Below are 24,443 nucleotides of genomic sequence, written 5' to 3'. Positions count from 1 at the left end.
GCGCGACGGCTGCTCAAGGGCGGTGCAGCTCAGCCGAGGAAGTCGAGGACATCCTCGTTGAACTTCTCGGGGTTCTCGAGCCACATGAAGTGGCTGCCCCCCTCGTCCGCGCCGAAGAGGATGAGCTCGGCGCCGGGGATCTGGTCGGCGACCCACTGCTGGGAGATGGGGTTGAAGATGCTCGCCTCTCCCCCGACGACGAGCGTGGGCACGTCGATCCGCGGGATCACGTCCCTCCAGTCCTGCTCGGCCTGGTCCACGAGCAGCTTGGCGGCGTACTCGCGCGGGAGCTTCAGGTTCTGCTCGACGACCAGGGCGAGCTGATCCGCCGGGTAGCCGGGGGTGAACATGGTGGCCACGAGCCCGTAGGTCGTGGCGATCCCGTCGGGCCCGCGCAGCGCGGCCGCCGTCTCGTGGAGCGACTGCGGGGTGAACAGGGCCCCCGCCTCGACCGCCTCTTCCGCGGACCAGTCGGGCCACGCCGTCATCGCCGGGCCCACGTCGACGAGGATCAGGCGGTCCAGGTCGCAACCCCCGTAGTTGTCCCAGTAGCTGTAGAGCGCGCCGCACCCCATCGAGTGACCGAGCACGGAGAGGTGCTTGAACCTCATCCCGTGGATGAATTCGTAAAGATCCCTGCTGAAGCGGGCCACGCGGTAGCCGCGCTCGGGCTTCTCCGACTCGCCATGTCCGCGCCAGTCGAGCGCGAAGACATGGTGGTGCCGCGAGAAGGCGAGGATCTGCGCCCTGTACAGCGCGGCCGACTGGGACCACCCGTGCAGGAGCAGCAGCGGCCTCCCCCTCCCCGCCTCCAGGTAGTTGAGGGCGACCCCGTCGCTCGTCGTGAACGTCCCGGAGCGGATGCGCGGCGCCGCCGACGCCTCGCCACCGAGCAAGCTCGTGGCGGCGAGCCCCGCGCCGAGGCCCACCGCCTGCTTCAGCACCTGGCGACGGGTAGGGGTCGAGCTGGACGAAGGTGCTCCTTGCTTCTTGTCGGTCATGGCTCTTGATCTCCACTGCCGGCCGCGCGCGAGGCTGCCCCTCGATCACGCGCTGCCACGGCCAAAAGGAAGAGTCTCGACGCGACCGCGGCGATCGCCCGGATTGACGATCATCTCGACCGCGCCGTCGAGCTGATTGTTCACGAACGGACCAAGGCCGCAAGTAAATACTAATTATAAAAGGCGCAAGCAAATCTCCGACGCCGGCGCGTGTCTACACGGGAGACAGGCCGCGCGGCGCCGCCATCGCGACGGCGCGCGCCGTGTCATGCCATGAACCGGACGCAATCAATCGGAGGGAAGTGGCTTGACTCGGCACGCCGCGCGGCCGTGCGTGAAGGTCCTGGAGCGGCGGTCCCCCGGCTGGCGCCGCATGCCTGAGAACGAATTGCGGCAGCGACCCGAGCTGTCCACGAGGCGATCGGTCGACGGCTCAGGCTGCCTTGGCGCCGGAGCCCTCCTCGCGCACGCCCGCACGATCTACCAGCGGTCGCTGCCTCGGCGCGCGGATGTGCAAGCGGCGGTGCGGGTCGAGCGGTCGCGCGCTCCCGCGACACCTGGCTGGCGCGACGCCTGCCTGGCTGGTAGTAGCGTCGAGCTGGTAGCAACCTCGTGAGCCCCCTCCCCTCCACCGCGGCGTCGTGGGAATGCGCATCACGCCGCCTGTCGGCTCGAGCGGAGAGGGGCTATTGCCTTGGAGAGAAGACATGTTGAAGGTGGCGATCATCCTGGGGAGCACGCGGCCGGGCCGCAACGGCGAGGCTGTCGCGAAGTGGGTGCACGACGTGGCGGCGAAGAAGGGCGGCGCCGACTACGAGCTCGTCGATATCAAGGATTTCGACCTGCCGTTGCTCGACGAGCCGGCGCCCCCGTCGATGGGACAGTACACGAAGCCTCACACCAAGGCCTGGGCGGCGAAGATCGATCCGTTCGACGCCTTCGTGTTCGTCACGCCGGAGTACAACCACGGCACCTCGGGCGCGCTCAAGAACGCGATCGATTACCTGTACAAGGAGTGGAACAACAAGGCGGCTGGCTTCGTGAGCTACGGCAGCGCGGGAGGCTCACGCGCCGTCGAGCAGCTCCGGCTCGTGATGGCCGAGCTCCAGATCGCGGACGTGCGCGCGCAGGTCATGCTCTCTCTGTTCGACGACTTCGAAAATTTCAGCGTGTTCAAGCCCCGCCCCCGCCACGAGAAGTCCGTCGGCGCCTTGCTCGATCAGCTGATCGCGTGGGCCGGCGCCATGAAGACGCTGCGCGCCGGGTGAGCAGCGGCTCCAGGACCTTCACGCACGGCCGTGCCACGGCGTACCGAGCGGGCCCATCGAGGCGCGGCACATCGCACCTGCACCGCACAGCTCGCCCGGCCCGCGCGACGGGTTTGCACATCGGCGCGACATCGGCTCTGATGGTCGAAACTCTTCCGAGGTTCTCATGGCCGTGGCACCGCCCCTCGTCCGCGCACGACTCACGATCGATGGACTCAAGACCTCGCTCGAGGTGAAGGAGCTCTCAGGCGCGGAGGCGATGTCGCAGCTCTACGCCTTCGACATCACCGTCGAGTGCGCCGACACCGACCTCGACCTCGACGCGCTCGTCGCCGAGTCGGCCGTGCTGACGCTCGATCACGGCGCCAGCGCCCGCCACCTGCACGGGATCGTCAGCGGGTTCGAGCAGGTCCACACGTCGGAGCACCGCGCCGCCTACCGCGCCACCCTGGTGCCGGAGGTCTGGCTCCTCGACCAGCGGTACGATTGCCGCATCTTCCAGGGCGTCACCACGGCCGAGGTCATCGAGCGGGTGCTCAAGCTCGGCGGCGTCCGGCGTTACGAGATCGTGCTCCAGCGCAGCTACGAGGCGCGCGACGTCTGCGTCCAGTACCGCGAGTCGGACTGGGCGTTCCTCAGCCGCCTCATGGAGGAAGAGGGCATCTTCTATTACTTCGAGCACACCGACGCTGGCGCGACCCTGATGATCTCCGACACGGCGCAGGTCCACTCGCCCATCTCCCCGGAGGAGCTCCGGTATCGGTCGGTGACGGGGGCGCTCCACACGGGAGAAGGCATCGATTCGTTCCGCTTCGCGCAGCGGGTCCGGCCGGGGAAGGTCACGACGCGCGACGTGCCGTTCGAGAACCCCGCCTCGGTCGTGGACACGGCGGCCGAGAAGGGGCGCCACACGGACCTCGCCGTGTTCGCGTACCCGGCCAGCCCCGCGGCGGAGGTCCGCCTCGACGCGCTCCAGGCGACCGCCGCCGTGGGACAGGGCGAGGCCTGCTCCGTGCGGCTCGCGCCCGGCGCGCGGTTCCGGCTCGAGGATCATCCGAGGGAGAGCTTCAACGCGGAGTACCTCGTCACCCGGCTCGAGCACGCGGCCCGGTTCGACAGCAAGGAGGGGTACCGCTGCACGTTCGAGTGCGTCCCTGCCGGCGTCGCCTTCCGGCCCCCGTGCAGGACGCCAAAGCCGCGCATCGCCGGCCCGCAGGCCGCGACCGTCGTCGGGACGCAGGGGGCCGAGATCGAGACGGACGGCGATGGGCGCGTGAGGGTCAGGCTGCACTGGGATCGCAACGGCAGCGCCTCGGAGAACGCGTGCTGGGTCCACGTCGCCCAGATGGCGTCGGGGGCCGGCTACGGGGCGATGCACATCCCGCGCGTCGGGAGCGCGGTGCTCGTCGAGTTCCTCGACGGCGATCCGGACCGGCCCATCGTGACCGGCCGGGTGTACACGGTCGTGAGCCCCTACCCGTACGCGCTCCCCGCCGAGAAGACCAGATCGGCCTTGCGGACGCAGAGCACCCCGGGAGGCGGCGGGTACAACGAGCTCCGCTTCGAGGACCAGTCAGGCCGGGAAGAGGTCTACCTCCGCGCCCAGCGCGACCTCAAGGTCGAGGCCCTGAACGACGCGCGCCGCAACGTCGGCGGCGACGATGCGCTCGCGGTGACGGGCGACCGCACGAAGACCGTCGGCGGCGCGGAGGCGGTGACGGTCGCGGGCGCGCGCACCGTGACCGTGGGCGCGGCCGAGACCAGGACGGTGGCCGCGGATCAGACCACCTCGGTCGGCGCCGACAGCTGGCTCTCGGTCGCGGGCGACCACACGGCGAGCGTCGTCGGGGACCGCCGCGACATCGTCGCCGGGGACCGCAGCGCGTGCGTCGGCGGGGACGAGTCGGTCAAGGTCAGCGGCGATCGGACGGTCGTCGTCACCGGGGCGCACGCGATCTCTTCCCTGGACGACGAGTCGAGGCGTGTCACGGGCAACCTCACCCTCTCGATCGGCGGCACGATGCAGCAGGTCGTCGATGGGCACTGCACGCTCAGCGCGGGCTCGCTCGAGTGGGCGGTGACCGACGGCGCGCTGGAGATGACGTGCGCCGGAGAGGTGCGCGTCGAGTCGGAGCAGGAGGTCCAGATCGGCGGACCCGATCTCGCCCTGTTCGCCGACTCGACGATCCGCATCCGGGCCCAGAAGAAGATCGTCCTCGAGATCGGCAATTCGACCGACGCCGAGGGCAAGTCCGCGAAGATCGAGATCACCTCGGACGGGATCTACGTGACCAACGGGAGCGCCACGGAGAAGCTCGACGGCGGCACCGTGCGCCTGAACTGCTGAGCGCGGCGCCGCGGCGGAGAGGGCTCGATCCGTGAAGCTTCGCAACGAGACAAGGCACCCGGCGCAGCTCCTCAGGACGGCGTCGGCGCGCAGCGACGACCACATGCTGGGCTGCGCGATCGCGCGGCCCACCTTCCGGGTCGCCGGCGGCGCGCTCGTCGCCACGCCCGACGAGCCGTGGCCGATCTCGGGCGAGCCCGTCGCGACGGCGCTCGGCAAGATGCCCGGGGACAAGCCGTTCTACATGGGCGGGATCGACGTGCTGCTCGGCGGGAAGGTGCGCCAGCCCGGCGGCGCGGCGAGGCAGCGCCTCGACGTCGAGCTCGAGGTGGGCCGGACCTTCCGGCGGCGGATCGCCGTCTTCGGCGACCGCTCCTGGGCGCCCGGGGCCGGCGGCGCCCTGGTCCCGAGCGAGCCGGAGTCGTTCGTCTCGATGGAGCTCGACTACGGGCGCGCCTTCGGCGGGACGTGCCCTACCGACTACGGGCTCGACATGCCCTTCACGCCCAACCCGTCGGGGCGAGGGTTCTACCTCGACGCGAAGAGCGCCCTCGGGAAGCCGCTGCCCAACCTCGAGGACCCGAACCGGCTGCTCCGCTCGTTCGGCGACTCCCCCGATCCCGTCGGCCTGGGCTATTACCCCGCCGAGGGCGCGCTCCGCGTGAAGGCCGCGACGAGCGCCGTCGCGCCGGACCCGAGCCGGCTCACGCCTGACAGGGCGCCCGAATTCAAGGTGGGGCACAGGGACATCCTCCCCACGTTCTTCAACATGGGGCACCCGGGCATGATGATCGAGCCAGGCGGCGAGCCGAGGCCGGGCGACGGGATCCGGCTCACGCACGGCCTGCGCGGCGGGGACCTCGCCTTCGCGATGCCCGACCTGCGGATGCACATCCATGTGCAGCTCGAGGAGCGGGAGTATGTGTTTCCCATGCACCTCGATCAGATAGGGATCGTCGCGGGGGAAGGGCGGGTGTTCTTCTCCCTCCGCTGCGTGTTCGAGTACCACGTCCGCAAGGAGGAGCGGCGCACCGCGACGCTGTACGATGGCCCGCTGCCGGCGTTGATCCCGGGGATTTACCGGATCGCGCACGACCCGTGAGGCCGGCGCGCGCTCCCCTGCCGCCTAACCCCGGTCCAGGGCGAGCGGATGTCAACGTGAGATTGACGTTCTCGCGCCGGGGGCCGGGCCCGTTCAGCACGCTGCGCGGTCGCGAGGGGCGCGGGCGCAGGCGCCAGGCCCCCGCTCAGCTCACGGCGGGCCATCGCAGGGTCCGGGGCCGAGGTGCACGGCGATCGCGGACATGGGCCATTTCGCCCCCATGCAACTTCGTTGTTCGCCGGCTGCCTGCGGTCGGCGGCAGGGTCGGCGACGGAAGACGGAACGGCCCGCTTGCGGACGACGATGCACCGGGCTAGGATGCCCTCCTCACGACCGTCCCTGGCCCTCGATAACGACGCTTTCCCTCTTCCCTCACTCGTGAGGGAGATTGCGGCTCGCTCGGACGACTGGACGACGCACCGTGTGATCGCGCGGGAGTTCCGCGCCGCACGTCTCCGTTCGATCCGTCACGGCTTCGTCGGATGGCAGGCGCGAGAGCGCCGCAGAGCGCACCAGAAAGCCGTAAAAGAGCAGGATGGCATGGGAAATCGTCTCTACGTAGGAAATCTTTCGTTCAACACCACCCGCGAGACCCTCGAGTCCGCGTTCGCCGCGGCCGGCGAGGTCCGTGAGATCGCGATGCCGACCGACCGCGAGACGGGGCAGCCGCGCGGCTTCGCGTTCGTGACCATGGGCACGGCTCAGGCCGCGAACAGCGCCATCTCGCAGCTGAACGGCGCCATGCTCGATGGCCGCGCGCTGAAGGTCAACGAAGCGCAGGAGCGTCCGGCGCGCGGCTTCGGCGGCGGCGGCGGTCGCGACCGGTACTGATCACGGGCGCGGCGTGGCGGCGCTCGTGCGCCGCCACGCCTGCGCTCTCAGGACGCACCATGAGGTGCTGAAGAACGCGCCCAGAGGCGCCGAAAGGCCGATTCCGCATGCAGAAGCAGGGAGCATTGAAGCGGCAAAAGGAACGCGAACGGCAAGAGAAGCAGCGCGAGAAAGACGCGAACCGTCTCGCGCGCCGCACGGGAAAGGGCTCCGCCGTCAGCGGGACACCGGGAGAGGATCCGGACATCGCAGGGATCGTCCCGGGGCCTCAGCCCGCGGTCATCGAGTGAAGCGCGCAGCGCCGAGCCAGGGCGCCGAGCGCGCCCCGTCAGAGCCAGCAACCGACCAGGACGGCTCGGCGCAGGCGACCGTGCGGCAACGATTCATCGAGCAGAGCGCCAACGCGCTGGGCCAGGCGTGGGCCAGGCGTTGGCGTCAAGACCTCCATCGAGAAGGCCGCCCCGCCGCCGGCGGATGGCCCGGCACGCTGCGTGAAGCACGAACTCAGGTGGAGATCACCCTTCCCGGGGAGCTGTGCCATCGCAAGATGCCCGCCATCACCGGCGTGGAACGCGAGCTCGCCGCCCGGACCGCCTACTCAAGCGCGCGGAACGAGTGGCGAAGGCACACCGACCCCGAAATCCCCTAGTCGGGTAGCTGAGCCAGCGACGACGCCCTGCGAGGCCGGAAGAGTCCGCGATGGCGGACGACAAGCCCGCTCCGAAACGCAAGCGGGACGGCAATCGCGCCATCGACAAACCGCTCCGAGCAGCTTCGTCGCACGTTGGCCATCGAGGTACCCCTCGTAATAGTGCCGCCGGATGTGCGTGGCCTCGATGCGACCCTGGCGCACATACTCGACGGTCCTGAGCTCGAAGTCGAAGCCGACGATGGGGCTCGAGCGCACCTGGTCGAGCCCGAGATCCAGCCGGATTGAAAGACAAATGCGCCTGAGTAGAGTTTGTTAGGCTGGTCGCATGACTCCGACGAAGAACAGTTGGCCAGTTTTCAGTCTCGTTGCGATCGTCGCGAGCTCGACGTTGGCGTGCACAATCGAGACCGCGTCGTCCACCGGTACATCGGGCACCGGCGCGGGCACGTCCGGCAGCGCGGGCACCTCCGGCAGCGCGGGCACCTCCGGCGGCGGGGGCGCTGGTCCGAGCGGCTCCTCCGGCAGCACCGGCACATCGGGCGGCACGGGCGCTTCCGGCAGCGGTGGCTCGTCCACCGGCGCGGGTGCCCTCCCGGCCGGCACGTTCCTCTACGTGCGCGCAGAGACGGCCGATCACGATCATCTCATCGCGCGAGACTTCGCGACCGGCGCCGAGCGCATCGTCACCGATCTGCGCGGCGACGGCAGTGAAGGTTGGGAGATCTGGGGCCATACCCTCTCGCCCGACCGCACCCGCATCGTCCTCGCCTCGCTCTACGGCCCCACCAAGGAAGACAACGACACCCACCTCGCGACCCGCCGCCTCTGGAGCCTCGCCACCGACGGGACCGACTTCCGCCGCCTCACGCCGGTGTTTCCCAACGACGGCGAGGGCCGTACGAACTTCGAAATCTCGGTGGACGCACCGAGGTTCACGGCCGACGGCACCGGCATTCTCTATGACTTTGGCAACTGGTGGTACGAGGGGACGAGCCTCCAAGGAGGCTCGTTCCCGTGGCGCGTGCCCGCGGGAGGTGGCTTGCCGGAGCCCTTCCCCACGGTGTTGAGCTGCACGGTGATAGAACCTTCGGTCAACCCGGCCACCGGCGAAATCCTCCTCATTCACAGCGTGTGCGTGAATTCGGAGGATCAGGGCATCTTTCTCTATCCGAGAGCGGGCGGCACCAGCCCCACGAAGCTCGTGGATGAGGGCTACGGCGCAGGCCAGGTGCGGCCCTCGCTCACGACGGCGAGCTGGCTCGGCGACGGCAGCGGCTTTGTCTTCGTCGGAACCATCGATGTTCCGGCCAACGACACCACGGTAGAGACAAGCGCCCTCTTGGTCTACGACATGGCCACAGCCATGATATCCCCCCTCGTGCTCGCCGAGCCCGGCACCTACATAGATAGCGCGACGATCGCTCCCGACGCGACGTCCCTCGTCTACTGCCTGCGCCATGACGACGTGACGGATCTCCACGCCATCGACCTCACGCAGGCCGAGCCCGAGGACAGACCGATCACCACCGACGGCAAGAGCTGCTACCCAGCCTTCTGAATTTACTCACGCGCCGGGATGCGGAAGACGAATCCGCTCGTGCTCGGCGACGCGACCCGAGCCGACGTCGACGGAACCGTAGAAGGTGCCGGCGACCCAGAGCGTGCCGCCGGAGGTGAGCTTCAGGAGGAACGGGGACTCGCCATCCACCGCCCGTCTTCTAGCGATCTCCGGCGCTGTGGGTCACGTCGACGCCTCGCAGCGCCTGCTGAGCGATGCTCAGGAAATCGGTCTCGGTGATGATCCCGATGAGCTGCTCCTCGTCGCCGACCACGGGCAGACAGCCGATCTTGTGATCGAGGAGGATCTGGGCTGCGTCGGCGGCCGGGGTCGTCGATCGCACGGTGCGGACACGCCGAGTCATGATCGACTCGATCGGGATGGGCTTGCCGTCGAGGCGGCTCACGTGGCGGAGCAAATCGCGATCCGAGACGATCCCGACGACGTGCCCCTTCGCGTCGACCACGGGAATATGCCGGATCTCCGCGAGCTTCATCTCGAGATTCGCGGCGCTGATCGTGTCGGCCTGCCCAGGTGGAGGGGGGTCGCGGTGCCGCTCGAGGGACGAGAGATCGAAGCTCGTCGTGAGCGCGAGTTGAGCGAGCTGGTCGACGGATTGCGTCTCGCTCGGCGCTGGGCTGGCCGATGGCACGCCTTTCTATACGTTTGACGTTCTAGCCATAGGTCGCGACGCCATTGGCGTAGGTGATCGTCCCTGTTTGCCCGAATTTGCGCCCATGGTTCGCGGCGTAGCCGGCATGATCGTCCGTGATGGTCACCGTGATCGTGCGGCCAGTGGACTCGGTGAGGAAGCGCTTGTGACAATTGTGGTGCCGTTCGCCCGTGCACGGCCAACCGTTCATTTCTACAACAAGGTTTGCTGAACGGCTGACGGAAGCGAGCATGACCTCTTCCGCATGGTAATGACCGTCGCTCTCGTACGTCTTCCCTTTGACTGTCACTGAGATCGGCATGTTACCCCTCCAAGATGCTTTCGCACCCGAAACGATGCCCTCGTTGTGCGCCGTTTCGTGGCAGCGCATAGCATCTCAGGCTGCTTTGCGAGCGTAAAGAGAATTCGAACCCTCGTCTGTGCGGTGCAAGACTCGTGCGCCGAACCCGCCCGGCGCCCACGCGCCGCCCGGGGGCTCCGCCAGCCCGCCTATGCCGCGTCCACGATGCGAAGTCCGGCCGCACTTGGGCGCTGGTTACGGCCCGGTTGGTATTGCCGATCACCGCCGTCGATGCCGACGGCGCACCTGGATCCAGCGCTTTGATGGTGGGGCGGTCGGCTTGCCGCGGAGCGTCATTGTCGACACGGATCGCGCCTTACAGCAATGGTGTCTGGGGCGGAAATTTTCGAGGGTAAGGTGTCTCCTTCCGAGAGACAGGGTGCTCGGCAGCCCCGTGCTCTTCTCCCGAGATCAGAGGAGCGCTGAGCCTCGTTTTCGGCGCTGCTCACAGGCTGCGCCGCCGAGACGATCCTCAGCGCCGGCTTCAACCAGGACACCGCATCCCAGCTGCCGAGCTCGCAGCAAACGGTCGGCACCGTCGCGACGGCGCTCGGCAACGGCAACGGCAACGGCAACGGCAACGTGATGGTGGCCGCTTCGCCGGCCGGCGAGGCCAACGAGCAGTGGGTGCTCATTCAGCACCCGAGCTTCAACGACGTGACATCGATCCAGGGTCGATTCAGCGCCTTCCGCGGAGAGGATGGGCGCCAACTCCACGGGCTCCTTCTACGTGGATGATCTCTCGGCCATCTTCGTGACACCGTAGGCGTGCTGCGAGGGCGGACGCGCAACAGCGGGACGAGGCGGTCAGGCTACCTGGACTCCTGGTGGGTGGAGCTACGCGCCGGACGTGGCGGCGTCGCTCACGATCCAGGCAAACCGGTCGTCCACACCCGCGCTCCCGCCGCTCTCGTCGCTCTGATCGGACCACGAGAATCGCTCGCTCACGCGCGCCTTCGCGCTCGCGCTCGCGTCGCCCCTCCAGGCGAACCGATCGCCAACCACGGTCTTGCTGGTCTCGTCATCCTCGTCGTCGTCGCCCGTGTCCCCCACGGGGTCCCCGAGGTCGTCGTAGACGCCGCTCCTGCTCCCGAGCGCGAACGGCCCGAAGCTGTACCCGTCCGAGGCCGCGTCGAGATCCCCGGGGTCGTGGTACTGCGCGTCGATGGAGCTGGTGAGCTTCCCGCCGATCTTCTTCGAGTATTTGAACCCGTTCGCCAGGGCCGTGTACTTGAGGATGCTGCTCACCTTCCGCGACTTCAGGAGGTTCTCCTCGGTCACCTTCTTCCACGTCTTCACGGCGATGATCGTGTCCTTCGCCGACTTCGCCGCCGCGCCAAGGCTCTTCCCGAGCTTCTTCATGCGATCGGCGGCGCTCTCGCCGAGCTCCGCGGCGCCCTGCTTGAACGACTTCCACACGCTGCCGTCCGCGGCCTCCGCGAGCTCCTCGAGCAGCTCGTCGCTCTGCGATCGCAGCCGGCTGAGCGAGTCCGAGAAGCTCTCCGCCGCCTGCTTGCCCACCTTCGACGCGACGTCGTCGGCCGCCTCCTCGGCGGACTCCTTGAGGATCTTCGCGAGCGTCTCCTCGGCGCTCTCCCGCGCGAGGGCCTTGCCGGCCCGCTTGAAGAACGGCTGCGCGAGGTCCGCGCTCTTGGCGGCGGCCATCTTCGCGCCCTTCATCAGCCCCTTCCCGGCGGCCTTCGCGCCCTTCCACAGCTTGCCCGCGATCTGGCCGCCGAACTTCATCAGGATGTCCATCGCGATCTCGATCGCGATGTCGACGAGGCACGCGATGAAGTCGGTCCAGGTGAAGCCGGCCTTGGCGGTGCCCCAGACGATGGTGAAATCGAGCGGCAGGCTGATCGGGCTGTTGCACGCGAGGTGGAGCGAGAACGGCACGGTCTTGAACGGCGAGCACGCGAGATCGCAGGTCGTCTCGCCGAAGATGGGGTTATCGCACCCGATCGCGACCCCGCTCGTCCCCCAGACCGAGATGGAGCTCCCGAAGAGGATGGTCCAGGGCAGGAGCGGATTCCACCCCTGGACCACGTCCACGTGCGGGACGACGAGGCTCGCGTCGCTCCCCCGCCCTATCCAGTGCACGCCGTCGAGCTGTATCTCGTGCTTCTTCTGCTCCGACCAGAACGAGAAGAGGTGCGTGCCGCTGACAAGCCCTGTCTGGAAATGAGGCCAGTACTTCTGGGGCACGTAGGCCCCGGGCGGCGGCATCGGCCACCAGAACAGGGCCTCGTGCCACGAGAGGCCGAGGAACACGTTCCACCGCGTGACGGTCAGGCAGCCGTAGGACATCGTCCGCGCTCCTTCATCTTCATCGAGCTCATCGGGCCGCCGAGGTCCAGCGCACCTCGCGCCGCAGGTTCGTCATCTGCTCCTCGGTGAGATCCAGCGCCACGGGGGCCCGGGCGCTCCAGACCACGACGACCTCGCCCGGGACCGGCCGCACGACCACCGAGCAGAGGTGGGACTCCACCTCGACGAGCGCCCGACCGGGCGCGAGCTCCAGCATCACCCGGGGCACCTCGCCGGGCAGATGGAAGGAGTAGACCTGCCGGCTCGGGTGCACGTTGTGCAGCTCGAAATACTCGTCCGGCGCGAGGTCGGAGACGCTCATCCCGGGCGACGCGACCTGCGCATACTCCAGCCGGAGCGGGGCGTCCGGAGCCTGATAAAGGGGCGGTATCGAGAGGACATCGCGGGCGGCCCAGCCGCGCTCGACCTCGGCAGGGAGCTTGCCGTCGCTCTGGCAGGTTGGGGCGAGCCCGAGGTAAGCGAGCCGGGGAAACCAGGCCATGGACTGGTAATCCCAGCCCGCCGGCAGCGGCGCGTGGATCCACCGGTACGGCTTGCCCACGGCGAGGCGCTGGGGCGTCAGCGGGTCGAACGGGAACTCGAGGTTGGGGATCGGCCGCCCCGCGAAGCCCTCGGCGTCGAGCTCCATCAAGTACCCGTAACCACATGGATTTCTAGGGTAGTGGTACACCGTGTCGGCGAGCCTGTCGGTGCCGCGCCGGGCCTCCTGGACGAGCTGACCGAGGATGTCGCCGTTCCGGCCGAGCGCCGTCAGATCGACGCCGCCATAGGCATAGTCGTAGCGGATCGGGACCACCTCGATCGGCGCCGGCTCGGAGAAGCGCGGCCGGCCCGCCCTGTCGATCTCGCCCACGCGGTCGCCGTGGACCACGATCTCGCGGTGGTGCTTGCCGAACCGGACGCTCGCGGTGAGCGTGCGGGTGTCGGGCTTGTAGGCGTGGGCGAAGGCCTGGATGACGACGTCGGTCGCGCGCCGGAAAGGGAGCATGTCGTCGACGGCGATCGGCGGCGAGACCCGCGGCGGCTTGCGATCCTCGCTGTACGGGATCTCGTCGTCGTGCAGGACCTCCTGCTGCCCGGGGGCGTCGAGCTCGCAGCGCCCGTTGTGGATCCGGTAGGTGCGCTTCGAGATCCAGGCGATCCACCGCCTCCCGTCGGGCTCGCCCTGCAGGAGCAGCTCGGTCTTGCGGCGCGGTCTGCGCGCCGGGGCGCGCGCGGCGGGCGGCGTCGGGTCGTTGCTCACGGCCGCTGCTCCCCGCTCACTCGGCCTCGTAGATGCGCCAGCGGCCCCGCCAGAAGTTCTTCTCCGGCTCCTCCGCGTCGCCCGGCTGGCGCCGTGTGTCGGTGAGCAGCGGCTCCATCTGATCCCAGAAGCCCTGACCCACCGCGGGGCCGAAGATCGCCATCACCGTGTCGCGCATGAGCTCGTGGCGCTGCGCCTCCGGCAGCACGTGGAAGGGGTCGGTGAGCCGCTTCATGCGGTCATGGTACTTGGCGCGCGCGGGCGGCCACTCTGTATTTTGTTGTTGTGATCTCCCGTCGCCGGCGCGCACCTCTTGTCGAGCTCGGCGGCCAGGTTCCGAAGCGATCCGCGCACCGCCACACACCGACGACGACTCCACTGTACGTCGCGGCCCGCGATCGCCCGCGCTCGCTGGATGAGCCCTTGACCTCGAGAGGCGCGGTTGCGACCGTGCACGACGGGGACATGAGCGAGCCGAAGGGGACACTCCCGGTCGACGACGCGCAGGCCGCGCAGTTCGCGGCGCGCGCCTTGCCGTTCTTGCCAGGCACCGTGGGCGGCGTCGCCTGCGCGTCGCTCACGCCGGCGGCGTCGGCGACGGCGGCGCAGGCGACCATCGACACGGTCCCCTGGCGCCACGAGGGCAAGCTCCGGCTGACGGTCGTCGTGAAGGCCAGCTTCTCGCTCGACGCGTCGCCGATGCGGCCGGCGGAGGTGGCGGCGCCGTTCCAGACGAAGGATGTCCACGACCGCCGCGGCCCCATGACCCACGTGACAGCGGCGAGCGATCGGGTGCCGTACCGCCAGTACGTGGACGTGACCGCCCTCGGGCACGCCGCAGCGCCCGGCGGCCGCCCCGTCGCCGAGATGAGCGCGCGGTTCGCGCTCGTCCAGCGCGAGGCGCCTGGCCTCGACAAGACGGTGCGCGTCGTCGGCCGCCGCAAGGAGGCCGGGGCAGCGCCGGAGCCGTTCGTGCGGATGCCGATCGTGTACGAGCGCGCCGCCGGCGGCGTCGGCGTGCCCGAGAACCCCCTGGGGTGCAGCGAGCGCGATGGCGAGCTGCCGAACGTGCTCGATCCGGTCGATCCGCAGAGGCCCATCGGCTTCGGTCCGCTCGCGGCGGCGTGGCCGGCGCGCAGCCGCCGCCTCCCGGCCGGCGCCCGCGCCAGGCTCGACGCCGAGGTGATGGAGGTGCCGGGCGCCTTCGACTGGTCGTACTTCCAGTGCGCCCCGCGCGACCAGTGGCTCTCCGCGCTGCAGCCGGACACGGTCGTCGTGCTCGAGGGCTTCCACCCGGATCGCCCGCGCATCCAGAGCGCGCTGCCGGACGCGCGCGTCGCCGGCGCGGTGTACGGCCTCGACGACGCCGATCCCGACGCCCCGGCGCGGCTCGTGTTCCACGCCGACGGCCTCCACGTCGACGCGGATCGGCTGCTCTGCACGATCACCTGGCGCGCCCACGTCGAGCTGCGCGACCCGGCGCAGCGGGAGCGCCTGATGGCCGTCGCGGGCGTGGGCGTCGGGAGCGCGCCGGCGGTCCCGCCGCGGCGCCCGCCGGGCCAGCGCGCCGCGGCGGCCGCGCCAGCCGCGCCGTCGCGCTCCAGCGAGCCGCGGCGGCGGGAGGGGTCCGCGGGCGGTACGCTCGCGCTCGACGGGCCCGGCAGCGCGCCGGGGTCGGGCACCTTGCCCGCCACCCCGGCCGAGGCCACGACGCCCGGCCCAGCGGCGGGAGCGCTGCTCGCCGCGCTCGACGTCGACGGAGCCCCATCGCAGCCGCCCGCCCCCGCGGGCGCCGCGCCGCGCGCCCCGGCGCCGTCGTCGCCGGCTCCGCTGAAGGAACCGCCGGCGCCGAGCGCAGCGCGCCCGGAAGAGTCGGTCACGATCGAGCGGTACGCCACCGTCTGCTCGGAGCTCGCCGAGCGGGGCGCGCTGCGCGGCGAGGTGCTCTCCGCGCACGACCTCGACGAGGCCACCTGGCGGAAGGCCGACCGGCGCTGGCGTGACGAGCTCGAGCGAGCGCTGAAGCACGGGGATCGCGCGCTGCGCGAGCGCTTCGACGACGCGTACGTGAGCGCCTGGGAGCGGCGCCACCCGGACCGGTTCGGGGCCGAGCAGTACGCCGGCCTCGTCAGGGCCGAGCGGCGGGGCAAGCTCGCGCTCGAGATCGCGGAGCAGGGGCTCGACGCCCCGCTCGGCATGCGGCTGAAGCGCGTGTGGCAGCGGCGCGTCGCAACGCAGGCCGCGCTGGCGGAGCAGGTCGAGCGCGCGCTCTCGGCCCTCTGACGCGCGATCGACCCGGCGCGCGCCGCCCGCGGCGCGCTGTCGGTGAGCGCGGACGCCGCCCGCCACACGCCGTCCGCGCGGCGCTCAGCAGTTCAGCTTGATCCGCTCGCCGAGCAGCTGCACGTCATCGTTCGCCGCGATCTGCACGTCACCGCGCGTGGCCTCGAGGTTCACCTGACGGGCCTCGGCGCGCAGCTCGCCGCGCGCCCGCGTCGTCACGTCGCCGGCGACGGTCTGCGCGAGGTCGCCGCCGGTCTCGTGCACGATCCCGTGCTCGGCGCGCACATGGAAACGATCGCAGTCGACACGCACCGCGCCCGGCGACTCGAGCTCGAGCTCCGCCGCCCGGATCCGCAGCACCGGCCCGCGCGCGGTGAGGCGCACGTCGAGCTCGATCTCCCCGGAAGCGCTCCGGATCGTCACCCGCTCCTCGTCCCCTGCCGCGGATCGCACCTCGACGACGCGCCCCGACGGCAGCTCCACCTGCCGACCCTCGGCATCGCGCCGCGTCTGCTCCGCGATCCGCTCGATCAGCGCCGGCAGCTGGTCCACCTGCTCGGGCTCCGTCACGATCTCTGGTGCACGAGCTTCGTACGAGGGCTTCATCGCGGCGCGCTCGCGGGAGAGTCTCCCGCTTCCTGGATCGAAGAAGAGCGCACCCCGGCGCGCCGGGCAATCGCAATCTGAACGTCCCGGGTTGCGACCGCGGACACTACGGCGCAGGACTCTTCCACCGCCTTGCGGCTCCCGGCCTGTCAAACATCGACACGCAGCCCATGGAGGATGGCGAAGGGTCGTTCGGTGCGGCGCATGTCCACGAGCTTGAAGAGCCCCTGCTGACGCCACGCTGTCAGCAGGCGCAAACTACATGGGATGCGCGTCAACTCCGCAGCCACGGCTGCGCAAGGAGGCCGTCATGGATTTCGTCTCGATTCGCATCATCACCGACGCGACCCAACGTCTGGTCGCATTCTACGAGCACGTCACGGGCGTCGCGGCGACCTGGTACACCGAAGACTTCGCCGAGCTGACGACGCCTTCGTGCACCCTCGCCATCGCGCACAGGCGCACCATGGAGCTCTTCGCGGCGGGAGCGGCGCACCCCGCCGACAATCACTCCATCATCGTCGAGTTTCGCGTGAGCGACGTCGACGCGGAATATCGAAGGCTGGCTCCTGTCATCGGTAAGGTCGTGCAGGAGCCGACGACCATGCCCTGGGGCAACCGTTCGCTCCTCTTCCGCGACCCGGACGGCAACCTCGTGAACTATTTCACCCCCGTCAGCCCGGAAGCGATCAACAAGTTCGACAGGCAGCGCTGATCGCCCCGGCGCGAGCGCGCGAGGTGGGCCAGCGAAGCGCTCGTCACCCCGACGTCCGGCGGCTCCTTGGCGGTCGGGGTCGCGACGCCTGCGTGGGACACGACGTCGAAGACCAGGTGCCCGTGCCCGCGATGACGGCCCGGACCGCCGCGGCTTCCAATTTGTCCAATACCGCGGCGTGCGCGGGCGACAGAATCGGCGCATGAAGATCATCCTCAAGATCATCCTCATGCTGGTCATCGTCTCACTCGGAGGTTGCATCTCCCACACCACGGAGTCGACTTCGCCCATGGAAAGCCCCAATGCCACCTCGGCCGTCGTCCGCTACCAGGTCACGGACGTCGATCGCGCCGTTCGCTTCTACACAGAGCGGCTCGGCTTCACGCTCGACCTGCAGGCCGGCACCGCGTTCGCAACGGTCTCCCGCGGTGACTTGCGCTTGCTCCTGAGCGGCCCCGGCAGCTCCGGCGCGCGCCCCATGCCCGATGGCCGCGCTCAGGTCGCCGGCGGCTGGAACCGCATCGTCCTCTACGTCGACGACCTCGCCACGATCATCGAGCGACTCCGCGCGGCCGGCACACCCTTCCGGAACGACATCGAAAGCGGCGTGGGGGGCGCGCAGATTCAACTCGAAGATCCCGACGGCAACCCGGTCGAGCTTCACGAGGCGCCGGAGGAATCGACCTCGGCAGCAGGAAACCCCGATGCCACCTCGGCCGTCGTCCGCTACCAGAACACGGACGTCGATCGCGCCGCTCGCTTCTACACCGAGCAACTGGGCTTCACGCTCGACCTGCAGTCCGGCACGGCGTTCGCAACGGTCTCCCGCGGTGACCTGCGCTTGCTCCTGAGCGGCCCCGGCAGCTCAGGCGCGCGCCCGATGCCCGATGGCCGCGCTCAGACCGCGGGCGGCTGGAACCGCATCGTCCTCTACGTCGACGACTTCGCCGCGATCATCGAACGACTCCGCGCGGCCGAAACACCCTTCCGGAACGACATCGAGCGCGGCATGGGGGGCGCGCAGATTCAACTCGAAGATCCCGACGGCAATCCGATCGAGCTCCACGAGGCATCGGCGGGTTAGCCATGCGCCGGCCGCGCCGCGGCGCATCCCGACGCCGCGCTGCTCCTTCGCGGTCATCCAGTCAGGACGCCTCGGGATCGCGCGTGTCGCCGGTCCCTTCCGCGCGCCCCATCCGGCGCGGCGATGGCGATGTGATGCAGCTTCACGCGTTCGCGGGAGGACTGGGCGACGAGCGCGGTCGGCGAATTGCCGGAGAGGGCCACGAACTCGCGGATCAGGTGCGACTGATCGCAGAACCCTGACGTGGCAGCGAGCCGGGCCCAGTCCGGCTCGCGCTCCCTCTCGGCCTGCGAGAGCGCCCGCCGAAAGCGTGTGATCCGGGCGAAGGCCTTCGGCGCGAGGCCGGTCTCGGCGGTGAACACGTCGACAAGCCGGCGGTGGCTGATGCCGAGCATGGCCGCGACGTCCGCGACGCGCCTTTCGCCTCCATCGAGCGCCGCGATCGCGTGCGGCACCAGGGGATGACCGGGGCGCGCATTCGAAAGGCGGTCGAGCAGCGTGCGCTCGAGCAGCGCGAAGCGAGCGCGCGGCTCCGGCGCCGAGCACAGGCGTTCGCGGAGCTCCGCCGCTCGCAGCCCCCAGAGCTCCGCGAGGTCGACGTGCGTGTCGGTCAGCGCGCCGGGCGGCGCGCCGAGGAACGGCCACGCGCCGCCGGGGCGGAAGTGGACCCCGACCATCGACGCGTGCTCGCGTGTGTCGACGCCGAAGCAGGACTGGTACGCGCCCGACACGACGGCACCGGCGTGGCGGCGGATGGTGGGGCCGTCGTAGATGCGAACCTCGTCCTCGTCGAGGTTGACGACCAGCTGGAGGGTACCGGAGGGCAGGATGCGCTCGGCCGCGTGAGGCGGAGCAGCTGAAAGGTACCAGAGCTCGGCGACGTGCGCCGAGAGCGGCGGACCCGGCACGTGGCGGACATACAACACGTGGACACTATGGCCGACGATCACGGCCCCGGCCACATCGCTGCGCGGCGCTCGCGAAGCCCGAGCACTCCCGTCACACCTTCCCCTAGGTTGGCGTGAAGCTCGCGAGGTCGGCAATCCCGAGCGCCACCTCGAGCTCGGCGACCTCGGCCACCGCCTTCTCAAAGCCCTCGTCGCCGAGCATGCGGTGCTCCTTTTCCTCGAACTGCTCGCCGAGGTCGGCATATGCCTTGGCGCCGACGAGCGCCCGGAGCGCGGGAAAGAGCACCGTGTCCTCGCGCGCCGCGTGCGGCCGGTACATCCGATTGAACGCGCGCAGCCTGTCGGCGAGCTTGCGGCGGGCGGCTTGCTCGCGAAGCGGCTCCCTCGCGAGCGTGAGCACGTCGGCGGTCACGAGGCGCCCCGCCTGGTGCTGGCTTCGGAGCACCGCGACGAGATCGGTGTGCTTACCGGCCCTCTCGAAGCGGGGGAACAGGAAGTCTTCTTCGAGCTTCTCGTGATAGTCCTCGATCACCCGGCGCACCACGCCCGCAGCCGAGAGGAGCACGTCGCCCGGGACATCTGCGGGCCCATCCAGGCGCCGGATTGCCTCGTCGTACAGGAACATGACCCGGCGCAGGACCCCGTGCTCTCGCATCAGATCTTCGCCGGGGGTGACCTCGTCGCCTTCCCCGGCGCCGCCTTCCTGCTTCGGTTCGCGGGCCGCCGCGCCGCGCTGACGCGCGCAGGCGCCGAGGACGGCGCTCATGCCGATGCTGCTGGTCGCGAGCACCAGCGTCCGCCGCAACAATCCGTCGTTGTTCATGGGCGATACCTCCCTTCCGCACCGCGCCCCAGCTTGCTACCCGTGCTTCAGCCCCTCCACGCGCGTGGTGCGATCGAGCAGCCCATTCCCCTGGAGGCGCCGGTCACGAGCGCAGCGGCCGGCGCCATCCCGTGACCTGCGATGCGGGCGGTTTGAGCCATGGATCACGATACCAAGGAGCTCCCAGCCGGCCGATGCGGAGGCGCCGGGTTCGATTGTACGACCGAGCCGGAAGGCCACAGGCCGCGTCCGTACGGCAGCGCGTCCAGGTTGACGAGATTCCCGGGATCGTCTACGCGCTTCGAACCATGATCTCGACGGCGCATCGAGAGATCCGGGTGAGCCTCTGGAAGATCCACATCCACACTCCTTCGACGAGGGCTGGAACGAAATGAGGAAACTCCTGCGCAAGATGCTCGATACCGATGCGCCTGCGGCGACGCTCCTTGTCCGCCTCTCGGTCGGGGCCGTCTTCTTGTCCGAAGGGCTCCAGAAGTTCATCTATCCAGCGGAGCTCGGCGCCGGAAGGTTCGCCAAGATCGGCATCCCCTGGCCGGAGGCCATGGGGCCTTTCGTCGGGGTGGTCGAGATCGTCTGCGGGGCGCTCGTGCTCGCGGGGCTCCTGACCCGGCTCGCCGCCGCTCTGCTCGTCATCGACATGGTCGTGGCGCTGGTCTCGACCAAGCTTCCGATCCTGCTCGGCCGAGACATCCTCGGCTTCCACGTGCGCAAGATGCCGCAATACGGCTTCTGGAGCATGGCCCACGAGGCGAGGACGGACTGGGCGATGCTGCTGGGCGCGCTCTTTCTCCTCGTCGTCGGCGCGGGGCGCCTGTCCGTCGACGCGCGCATGGCGCGGCGCCGGAGCGCGCCGTGAATGAATCAGCCACCTCTCCCACGTCGGTCCGGCGCTGGACGGGGGCCGATCTTCGCGAGCTCGCGTGGCTGTTCCTGCGCCTCGGCGTGACGGCGTTCGGGGGGCCTGCCGCGCACGTCGCGATGATGCAGGACGAGGTCGTGCGCCGGCGCAAGTGGCTCTCGGAGGAGCGCTTCCTCGACCTGCTCGGCGCGACGAACCTCATCCCCGGCCCCAACTCGACGGAGATGGCGATCCACATCGGCTACGACCGAGCGCGAGCACCGGGCCTCGCGGTGGCCGGCATCTGCTTCATCCTGCCCGCGATGCTCATCACGGGCGCCCTCGGCTGGGCCTACGTGCGCTTCGAGGCGTTGCCGGCAGCAAACTGGCTGCTCTACGGCGTCAAACCCGTGATGATCGCCGTCGTGGTGCAGGCGATCGGCGCGCTCGCCCCGAAGGCTGCCCGCACCACGTCGCTCAGGCTCCTCGGCGTCGCGGCGGCCGTCCTCGCGTGGCTCGGCGCGAACGAGCTCGCCGTGCTGATTGGCGCGGGCGCTGCGAGCGCGGTGCTCGCTCGCCTCGGGAAGCCTTCGGTCCGCCCTCCGGCGCCGAGCGATGAAGATACAGGCGCCGGCAACAGAGCAGCCGCGCTGGCGCCCTGGCTGCCCGGGTTTGCCGTCGCAGGGTCGGTCACGCTGCCAGGGCTCTTCTGGGTGTTCTTCAAGACCGGCGCGGTCCTCTTCGGCAGCGGCTATGTCTTGCTGGCGTTCCTGCGTGCGGATCTCGTGGAGCGGCTCGGCTGGATGACCGAGGCGCAGCTCCTGGACGCGATCGCGGTCGGGCAAGTCACGCCGGGGCCTGTGTTCACGACCGCGACGTTCGTGGGGTACGTGCTGGCGGGCCCTGCGGGCGCGCTCGTCGCGACCATCGGCATCTTCTTGCCCGCGTTCTTCTTCGTCGCCGTGAGCGGCCCCCTGGTGCCGCGGCTGCGCCGATCGCCGGTCGCGGGGGCGGTCCTTGATGGGGTGAACGTCGCTTCTCTCGCCCTCATGCTCGTCGTGACGGTGCAGCTCGGTCGCGCTTCGCTCATCGATCTCGCCACCGTGCTGCTGGCGGCCGCGAGCGCGCTCTTGCTCTTTCGCTTCAAGGTCAATTCGACCTGGCTCGTCGTCGGCGGCGGCGCGCTGGGCTGGGCCATCCACAGCGCAGGACTCGCGGGGTGAGGTAGGCGTCCGGCGCGCGCGCCACCGGCAACGCCAGCGACGAGCCGCGCGATGCGCCCACGGCCCAGGGCGGCTCGGCGCCCATGGGTGGCCGCGGAGCGGAACGTCCCTGCCTCCAAATTTGGTTGCGTACCGCAACCATCTGTGTTCTCCTCGGGGGGTGACCACGAGAGAGCTCCGCTCGGAGGTCCGCGCCTTCGTTCGCGGCTTCGGTCTCCTGGACGAGGAGCGCACGCCGTGCGGTGTCCGGGTGGCGCCGCGCGAGGCCCACGCCCTGACGGTCCTGGCGGACGCCGAGCGGGCGGGCGAGCATCTCTCCCAGAGCGACCTGCGGCGGGCGCTCGGCATCGACAAGAGCAATGTCACCCGGCTGATACAGCGCCTTCGTGACGATGGCCGGGTGGAGCAGGACGTCAGTGAGGAAGACGGGCGGGTCCGCCGCCTGCGGCTCACCTCGACCGGGCGCCGGATGGCAGGGCGAATCGAGGAGCAAAGTCTGCTGCGGTTCCAGGCGATCGTGGACGCCATCCCCTGCGAGGAGCGCGCCGCCGTGGTGCGCGCGCTGCACGCCCTGAATCATGCGCTCTCGCGCGTGACGCGCGCGACAGAGGAGCAACCCCATGCGAGCGATGCGAGCGACTCTCCATGACGTTCTTCTCAAGCTCCTCGGAGCTCTCCTGATGTCCCCGCTCGCCTCCTGCACGCCTTCCAGCGAGACCGCTGCGGGACCCGCGCCGGGCGCTCCGGCGGCGGTGCAGGTCCGCTCGTTCGGCGCCCTGCGCGCGATCATGCACGAGGGGCAGACGGGGCCCGCCGTGCGCATCGGCGATGTGGTGCCGGGCCCACGCGCGTTCGGGGTCGGGGCGCTCAGCGGATTGCGCGGGGAGGTGACCGTCGTCGACGACGCGATCTGGACCTCCTATGCGCGCGACGACGGGACCCTCGACGTCCGCCCCGCCGGGGCGGAGGAGGAGGCGACGCTCTTCGTGGTGGCGAACGTCGCGCGATGGCAGGAGGCGACGCTCGACGCCGACGTGCCTGACGGGCAAATCGACGCGCGCATCGAGGCATTGCTGCGGGAGCGCGGCCTCGATACGGAGGGCGCCGTCCCGGTCCAGGTGCGCGGCGGCTTCCGCGATCTCCGGTGGCACGTCATCGACGGGAAAAAGCTCACCCCCGGCGGAGGCCACGCCGACCACGTCCGGGCGTCGGTGAGCGGAGCGCTCCCCGCCGTCGAGGGGGTGCTGGTGGGCTTCTTCTCGAAGCACCATCACGGCGTCTTCACGCACATGGGGTCAAACACGCACTTTCACGTCGTCCTGCCGGAGCGACCGCTGATGGGACACGTGGACGGCGTGACGCTCGCTCGCGGCGCGCGGATCCTCCTGCCGGCGCCCTGAGGCTCGTTCCGGCAAAGCAGACGCCCTATCCCCGATGACGGGAGGCGTGCATCGCGACGGCGATCCCGTCCTGGAGCGTGCCCTTCGTGACGACCCCCTGCAGGGGTGCGTCGAGGTGCACGAGCGTCCGGGCCACCTCCGAGCCTATCCCGGTGATCACCGTGCGCGTCCCCAGGAGCCGCAGGCCGCTGGCCGCTGTGAGGAGCATGGTGGCGACGCTCTCGTCCACGCGTTTGAGGCCCGTGATATCCAGAATGACGAACTCCGCGCCTCGGCTGCTGGCGCCGTGGAGCATCGCATGGATGGCCTGCTGAGCCCGGTCGCTGTCCATCGTACCGATGAGCGGCATGACGAGGATGCGATCCGTGATGGGAATGAGCGGCGTGGAGAGCTCGAGCAGCCGGCTGCGCTGCACTGCGATGACCTGCTCGTGCAGCGCGGTTTTCTCCGCGTTCGCGCGGCCCTTCTCGACGAGCTCGCGCTCGAGCCCCTCCTTGGCCTCGCGCAGCTCGTCGGTGCGGGTCATGAGCTCGACGAGGAGCGCCTCGCGCGCGGCCTCGACGGCGACGCGCTGCCGAACCTCCGACTCCAGGCTCGCATTCTTCTCCTGCAGCGCCCGCGTCATGCGCCGGACGGCGATGTGCGGGCGTATCCGCGCAAGGAGCTCCTCGGTATCGAAGGGCTTGCTTATGTAGTCGACGGCGCCCGCCTTCAACCCTTGCAGCCGGTGCTCCCGGTTGTTCAAGGCGGTCATGAAGACGATCTGCGTGTCGGCGGTCTGCGGGTTGGCCTTCAGGCGCTTGCACACCCCGAAGCCGTCGATATCTGGCAACATGACGTCGAGGAGGACGAGATCCGGCTGCTCGCGCTCGATCAAGCTGATCGCCATGTTGCCATCCGTGGCGACGGCGAGGTCCAGATGCTCGCTCGACAATGCGTCGAGGAGCGTGTCGAGGTTGGCGGGATTGTCGTCGACCGCGACCACGAAGCCATTGAATTGCGTCAAGTTCGTCCCCCCGGCGCCTGAAAAACGCAGCTGGACGCTATCAAGGCGCGTGACGACTGTAAAGGGTCAGCATGCAGCGTCGCCCCGGGAGCGCGGTTCCGAAGATCCCTGCGAAGCGCTCACACGACGCATCTGTAACATCCTTCACGTCGAGAACACCAGGACACATCAAACTGTGTGTGTGCCGACG

23 protein-coding genes are annotated in these 24,443 nt (G+C 69.7%); 12 read left to right on the top strand and 11 right to left on the bottom strand.

Going from position 1 to position 24,443, the window contains the following annotated elements:
* Positions 1 to 29: 29 nt before the first annotated feature.
* Complete coding sequence (locus POL72_RS37220) at positions 30 to 1,001, bottom strand: alpha/beta fold hydrolase (RefSeq protein WP_272101572.1); 972 nt, start codon at positions 999 to 1,001, stop codon at positions 30 to 32.
* 707 nt (positions 1,002 to 1,708) lie between these two features.
* Here POL72_RS37220 and POL72_RS37215 point away from each other — a divergent pair.
* The 5 genes from POL72_RS37215 to POL72_RS37190 all read left to right on the top strand — a co-directional run bounded on the left by POL72_RS37215 (position 1,709) and on the right by POL72_RS37190 (position 8,759).
* Positions 1,709 to 2,269: an NADPH-dependent FMN reductase gene (locus POL72_RS37215; protein ID WP_272101571.1), complete on the top strand. Its 561-nt coding sequence runs from the start codon at positions 1,709 to 1,711 to the stop codon at positions 2,267 to 2,269.
* A gap of 172 nt (positions 2,270 to 2,441) precedes the next feature.
* Positions 2,442 to 4,616, top strand: coding sequence for a type VI secretion system Vgr family protein (locus POL72_RS37210; protein WP_272101570.1), 2,175 nt, complete (start codon positions 2,442 to 2,444; stop codon positions 4,614 to 4,616).
* A 31-nt stretch (positions 4,617 to 4,647) separates the two neighbouring features.
* Positions 4,648 to 5,718: a DUF2169 domain-containing protein gene (locus POL72_RS37205; RefSeq protein ID WP_272101569.1), complete on the top strand. Its 1,071-nt coding sequence runs from the start codon at positions 4,648 to 4,650 to the stop codon at positions 5,716 to 5,718.
* A gap of 423 nt (positions 5,719 to 6,141) precedes the next feature.
* On the top strand, positions 6,142 to 6,549 hold the full coding sequence (locus tag POL72_RS51035) for an RNA recognition motif domain-containing protein (protein ID WP_272101568.1): 408 nt from the start codon (positions 6,142 to 6,144) through the stop codon (positions 6,547 to 6,549).
* Positions 6,550 to 7,589: 1,040 nt separating this feature from the next.
* Entirely contained in the window at positions 7,590 to 8,759 is a 1,170-nt protein-coding gene (locus POL72_RS37190) for a hypothetical protein (protein WP_272101566.1), read from the top strand.
* Between the two features lie 6 nt (positions 8,760 to 8,765).
* On the opposite strand, the gene POL72_RS37185 is transcribed toward POL72_RS37190, so the two are convergent.
* The 6 genes from POL72_RS37185 to POL72_RS37160 all read right to left on the bottom strand — a co-directional run bounded on the left by POL72_RS37185 (position 8,766) and on the right by POL72_RS37160 (position 13,581).
* Positions 8,766 to 8,909: a hypothetical protein gene (locus POL72_RS37185; RefSeq protein ID WP_272101565.1), complete on the bottom strand. Its 144-nt coding sequence runs from the start codon at positions 8,907 to 8,909 to the stop codon at positions 8,766 to 8,768.
* Positions 8,910 to 8,919: 10 nt separating this feature from the next.
* On the bottom strand, positions 8,920 to 9,411 hold the full coding sequence (locus POL72_RS51410) for a CBS domain-containing protein (protein ID WP_272101564.1): 492 nt from the start codon (positions 9,409 to 9,411) through the stop codon (positions 8,920 to 8,922).
* Between the two features lie 22 nt (positions 9,412 to 9,433).
* The gene (locus POL72_RS37175; protein ID WP_272101563.1) at positions 9,434 to 9,733 is read right to left on the bottom strand and encodes a hypothetical protein; all 300 of its coding nucleotides are present in this window, start codon (positions 9,731 to 9,733) and stop codon (positions 9,434 to 9,436) included.
* An 876-nt stretch (positions 9,734 to 10,609) separates the two neighbouring features.
* Positions 10,610 to 12,082 carry a hypothetical protein gene (locus tag POL72_RS37170; RefSeq protein ID WP_272101562.1) on the bottom strand — a complete coding sequence of 491 codons (1,473 nt, stop codon included), beginning with the start codon at positions 12,080 to 12,082 and terminating at the stop codon, positions 10,610 to 10,612.
* Between the two features lie 28 nt (positions 12,083 to 12,110).
* Positions 12,111 to 13,346, bottom strand: coding sequence for a DUF2169 domain-containing protein (locus POL72_RS37165; protein ID WP_272101561.1), 1,236 nt, complete (start codon positions 13,344 to 13,346; stop codon positions 12,111 to 12,113).
* Between the two features lie 16 nt (positions 13,347 to 13,362).
* A complete protein-coding gene (locus POL72_RS37160; protein WP_272101560.1) occupies positions 13,363 to 13,581 on the bottom strand; it encodes a hypothetical protein in 219 nt (72 codons plus the stop codon).
* 230 nt (positions 13,582 to 13,811) lie between these two features.
* On the opposite strand from POL72_RS37160, the gene POL72_RS37155 reads away from it, so the two are divergent.
* Entirely contained in the window at positions 13,812 to 15,629 is a 1,818-nt protein-coding gene (locus POL72_RS37155) for a DUF2169 family type VI secretion system accessory protein (protein WP_272101559.1), read from the top strand.
* 84 nt (positions 15,630 to 15,713) lie between these two features.
* On the opposite strand, the gene POL72_RS37150 is transcribed toward POL72_RS37155, so the two are convergent.
* Positions 15,714 to 16,199, bottom strand: a complete 486-nt coding sequence (locus POL72_RS37150) for a hypothetical protein (protein WP_272101558.1) — start codon at positions 16,197 to 16,199, stop codon at positions 15,714 to 15,716.
* A 346-nt stretch (positions 16,200 to 16,545) separates the two neighbouring features.
* Here POL72_RS37150 and POL72_RS37145 point away from each other — a divergent pair, with 346 nt between their 5' ends.
* Both POL72_RS37145 and POL72_RS37140 read left to right on the top strand, forming a co-directional pair.
* The gene (locus tag POL72_RS37145) at positions 16,546 to 16,950 is read left to right on the top strand and encodes a VOC family protein (protein WP_272101557.1); all 405 of its coding nucleotides are present in this window, start codon (positions 16,546 to 16,548) and stop codon (positions 16,948 to 16,950) included.
* Positions 16,951 to 17,152: 202 nt separating this feature from the next.
* Positions 17,153 to 18,034 carry a VOC family protein gene (locus tag POL72_RS37140; RefSeq protein WP_272101556.1) on the top strand — a complete coding sequence of 294 codons (882 nt, stop codon included), beginning with the start codon at positions 17,153 to 17,155 and terminating at the stop codon, positions 18,032 to 18,034.
* 53 nt (positions 18,035 to 18,087) lie between these two features.
* Here the strand turns inward: POL72_RS37140 and POL72_RS37135 are convergent, their stop codons facing one another.
* Complete coding sequence (locus POL72_RS37135; RefSeq protein WP_272101555.1) at positions 18,088 to 18,960, bottom strand: helix-turn-helix domain-containing protein; 873 nt, start codon at positions 18,958 to 18,960, stop codon at positions 18,088 to 18,090.
* A gap of 85 nt (positions 18,961 to 19,045) precedes the next feature.
* Positions 19,046 to 19,765 (bottom strand): hemerythrin domain-containing protein, encoded by a 720-nt coding sequence (locus POL72_RS37130; RefSeq protein WP_272101554.1) that lies wholly within the window; start codon positions 19,763 to 19,765, stop codon positions 19,046 to 19,048.
* A gap of 391 nt (positions 19,766 to 20,156) precedes the next feature.
* Here POL72_RS37130 and POL72_RS37125 point away from each other — a divergent pair, with 391 nt between their 5' ends.
* From POL72_RS37125 to POL72_RS37110, 4 genes are all read left to right on the top strand, one after another.
* Positions 20,157 to 20,642: a DoxX family protein gene (locus tag POL72_RS37125; RefSeq protein ID WP_272101553.1), complete on the top strand. Its 486-nt coding sequence runs from the start codon at positions 20,157 to 20,159 to the stop codon at positions 20,640 to 20,642.
* Complete coding sequence (gene chrA / locus POL72_RS37120; RefSeq protein ID WP_272101552.1) at positions 20,639 to 21,847, top strand: chromate efflux transporter; 1,209 nt, start codon at positions 20,639 to 20,641, stop codon at positions 21,845 to 21,847. The genes POL72_RS37125 and chrA overlap by 4 nt, the downstream gene beginning before the upstream one ends.
* A 250-nt stretch (positions 21,848 to 22,097) precedes the next feature.
* On the top strand, positions 22,098 to 22,496 hold the full coding sequence (locus POL72_RS37115; RefSeq protein ID WP_272101551.1) for a MarR family winged helix-turn-helix transcriptional regulator: 399 nt from the start codon (positions 22,098 to 22,100) through the stop codon (positions 22,494 to 22,496).
* A gap of 31 nt (positions 22,497 to 22,527) precedes the next feature.
* The gene (locus tag POL72_RS37110) at positions 22,528 to 23,247 is read left to right on the top strand and encodes an acetolactate decarboxylase (protein ID WP_272101550.1); all 720 of its coding nucleotides are present in this window, start codon (positions 22,528 to 22,530) and stop codon (positions 23,245 to 23,247) included.
* Between the two features lie 25 nt (positions 23,248 to 23,272).
* Here the strand turns inward: POL72_RS37110 and POL72_RS37105 are convergent, their stop codons facing one another.
* A complete protein-coding gene (locus POL72_RS37105; RefSeq protein ID WP_272101549.1) occupies positions 23,273 to 24,253 on the bottom strand; it encodes a response regulator in 981 nt (326 codons plus the stop codon).
* Between the last annotated feature and the right edge of the window lie 190 nt (positions 24,254 to 24,443).

It is taken from the genome of Sorangium aterium (assembly GCF_028368935.1).
Classification (GTDB): domain Bacteria; phylum Myxococcota_A; class Polyangia; order Polyangiales; family Polyangiaceae; genus Sorangium; species Sorangium atrum.
This window is presented reverse-complemented; position numbering and strand designations above follow the sequence as displayed.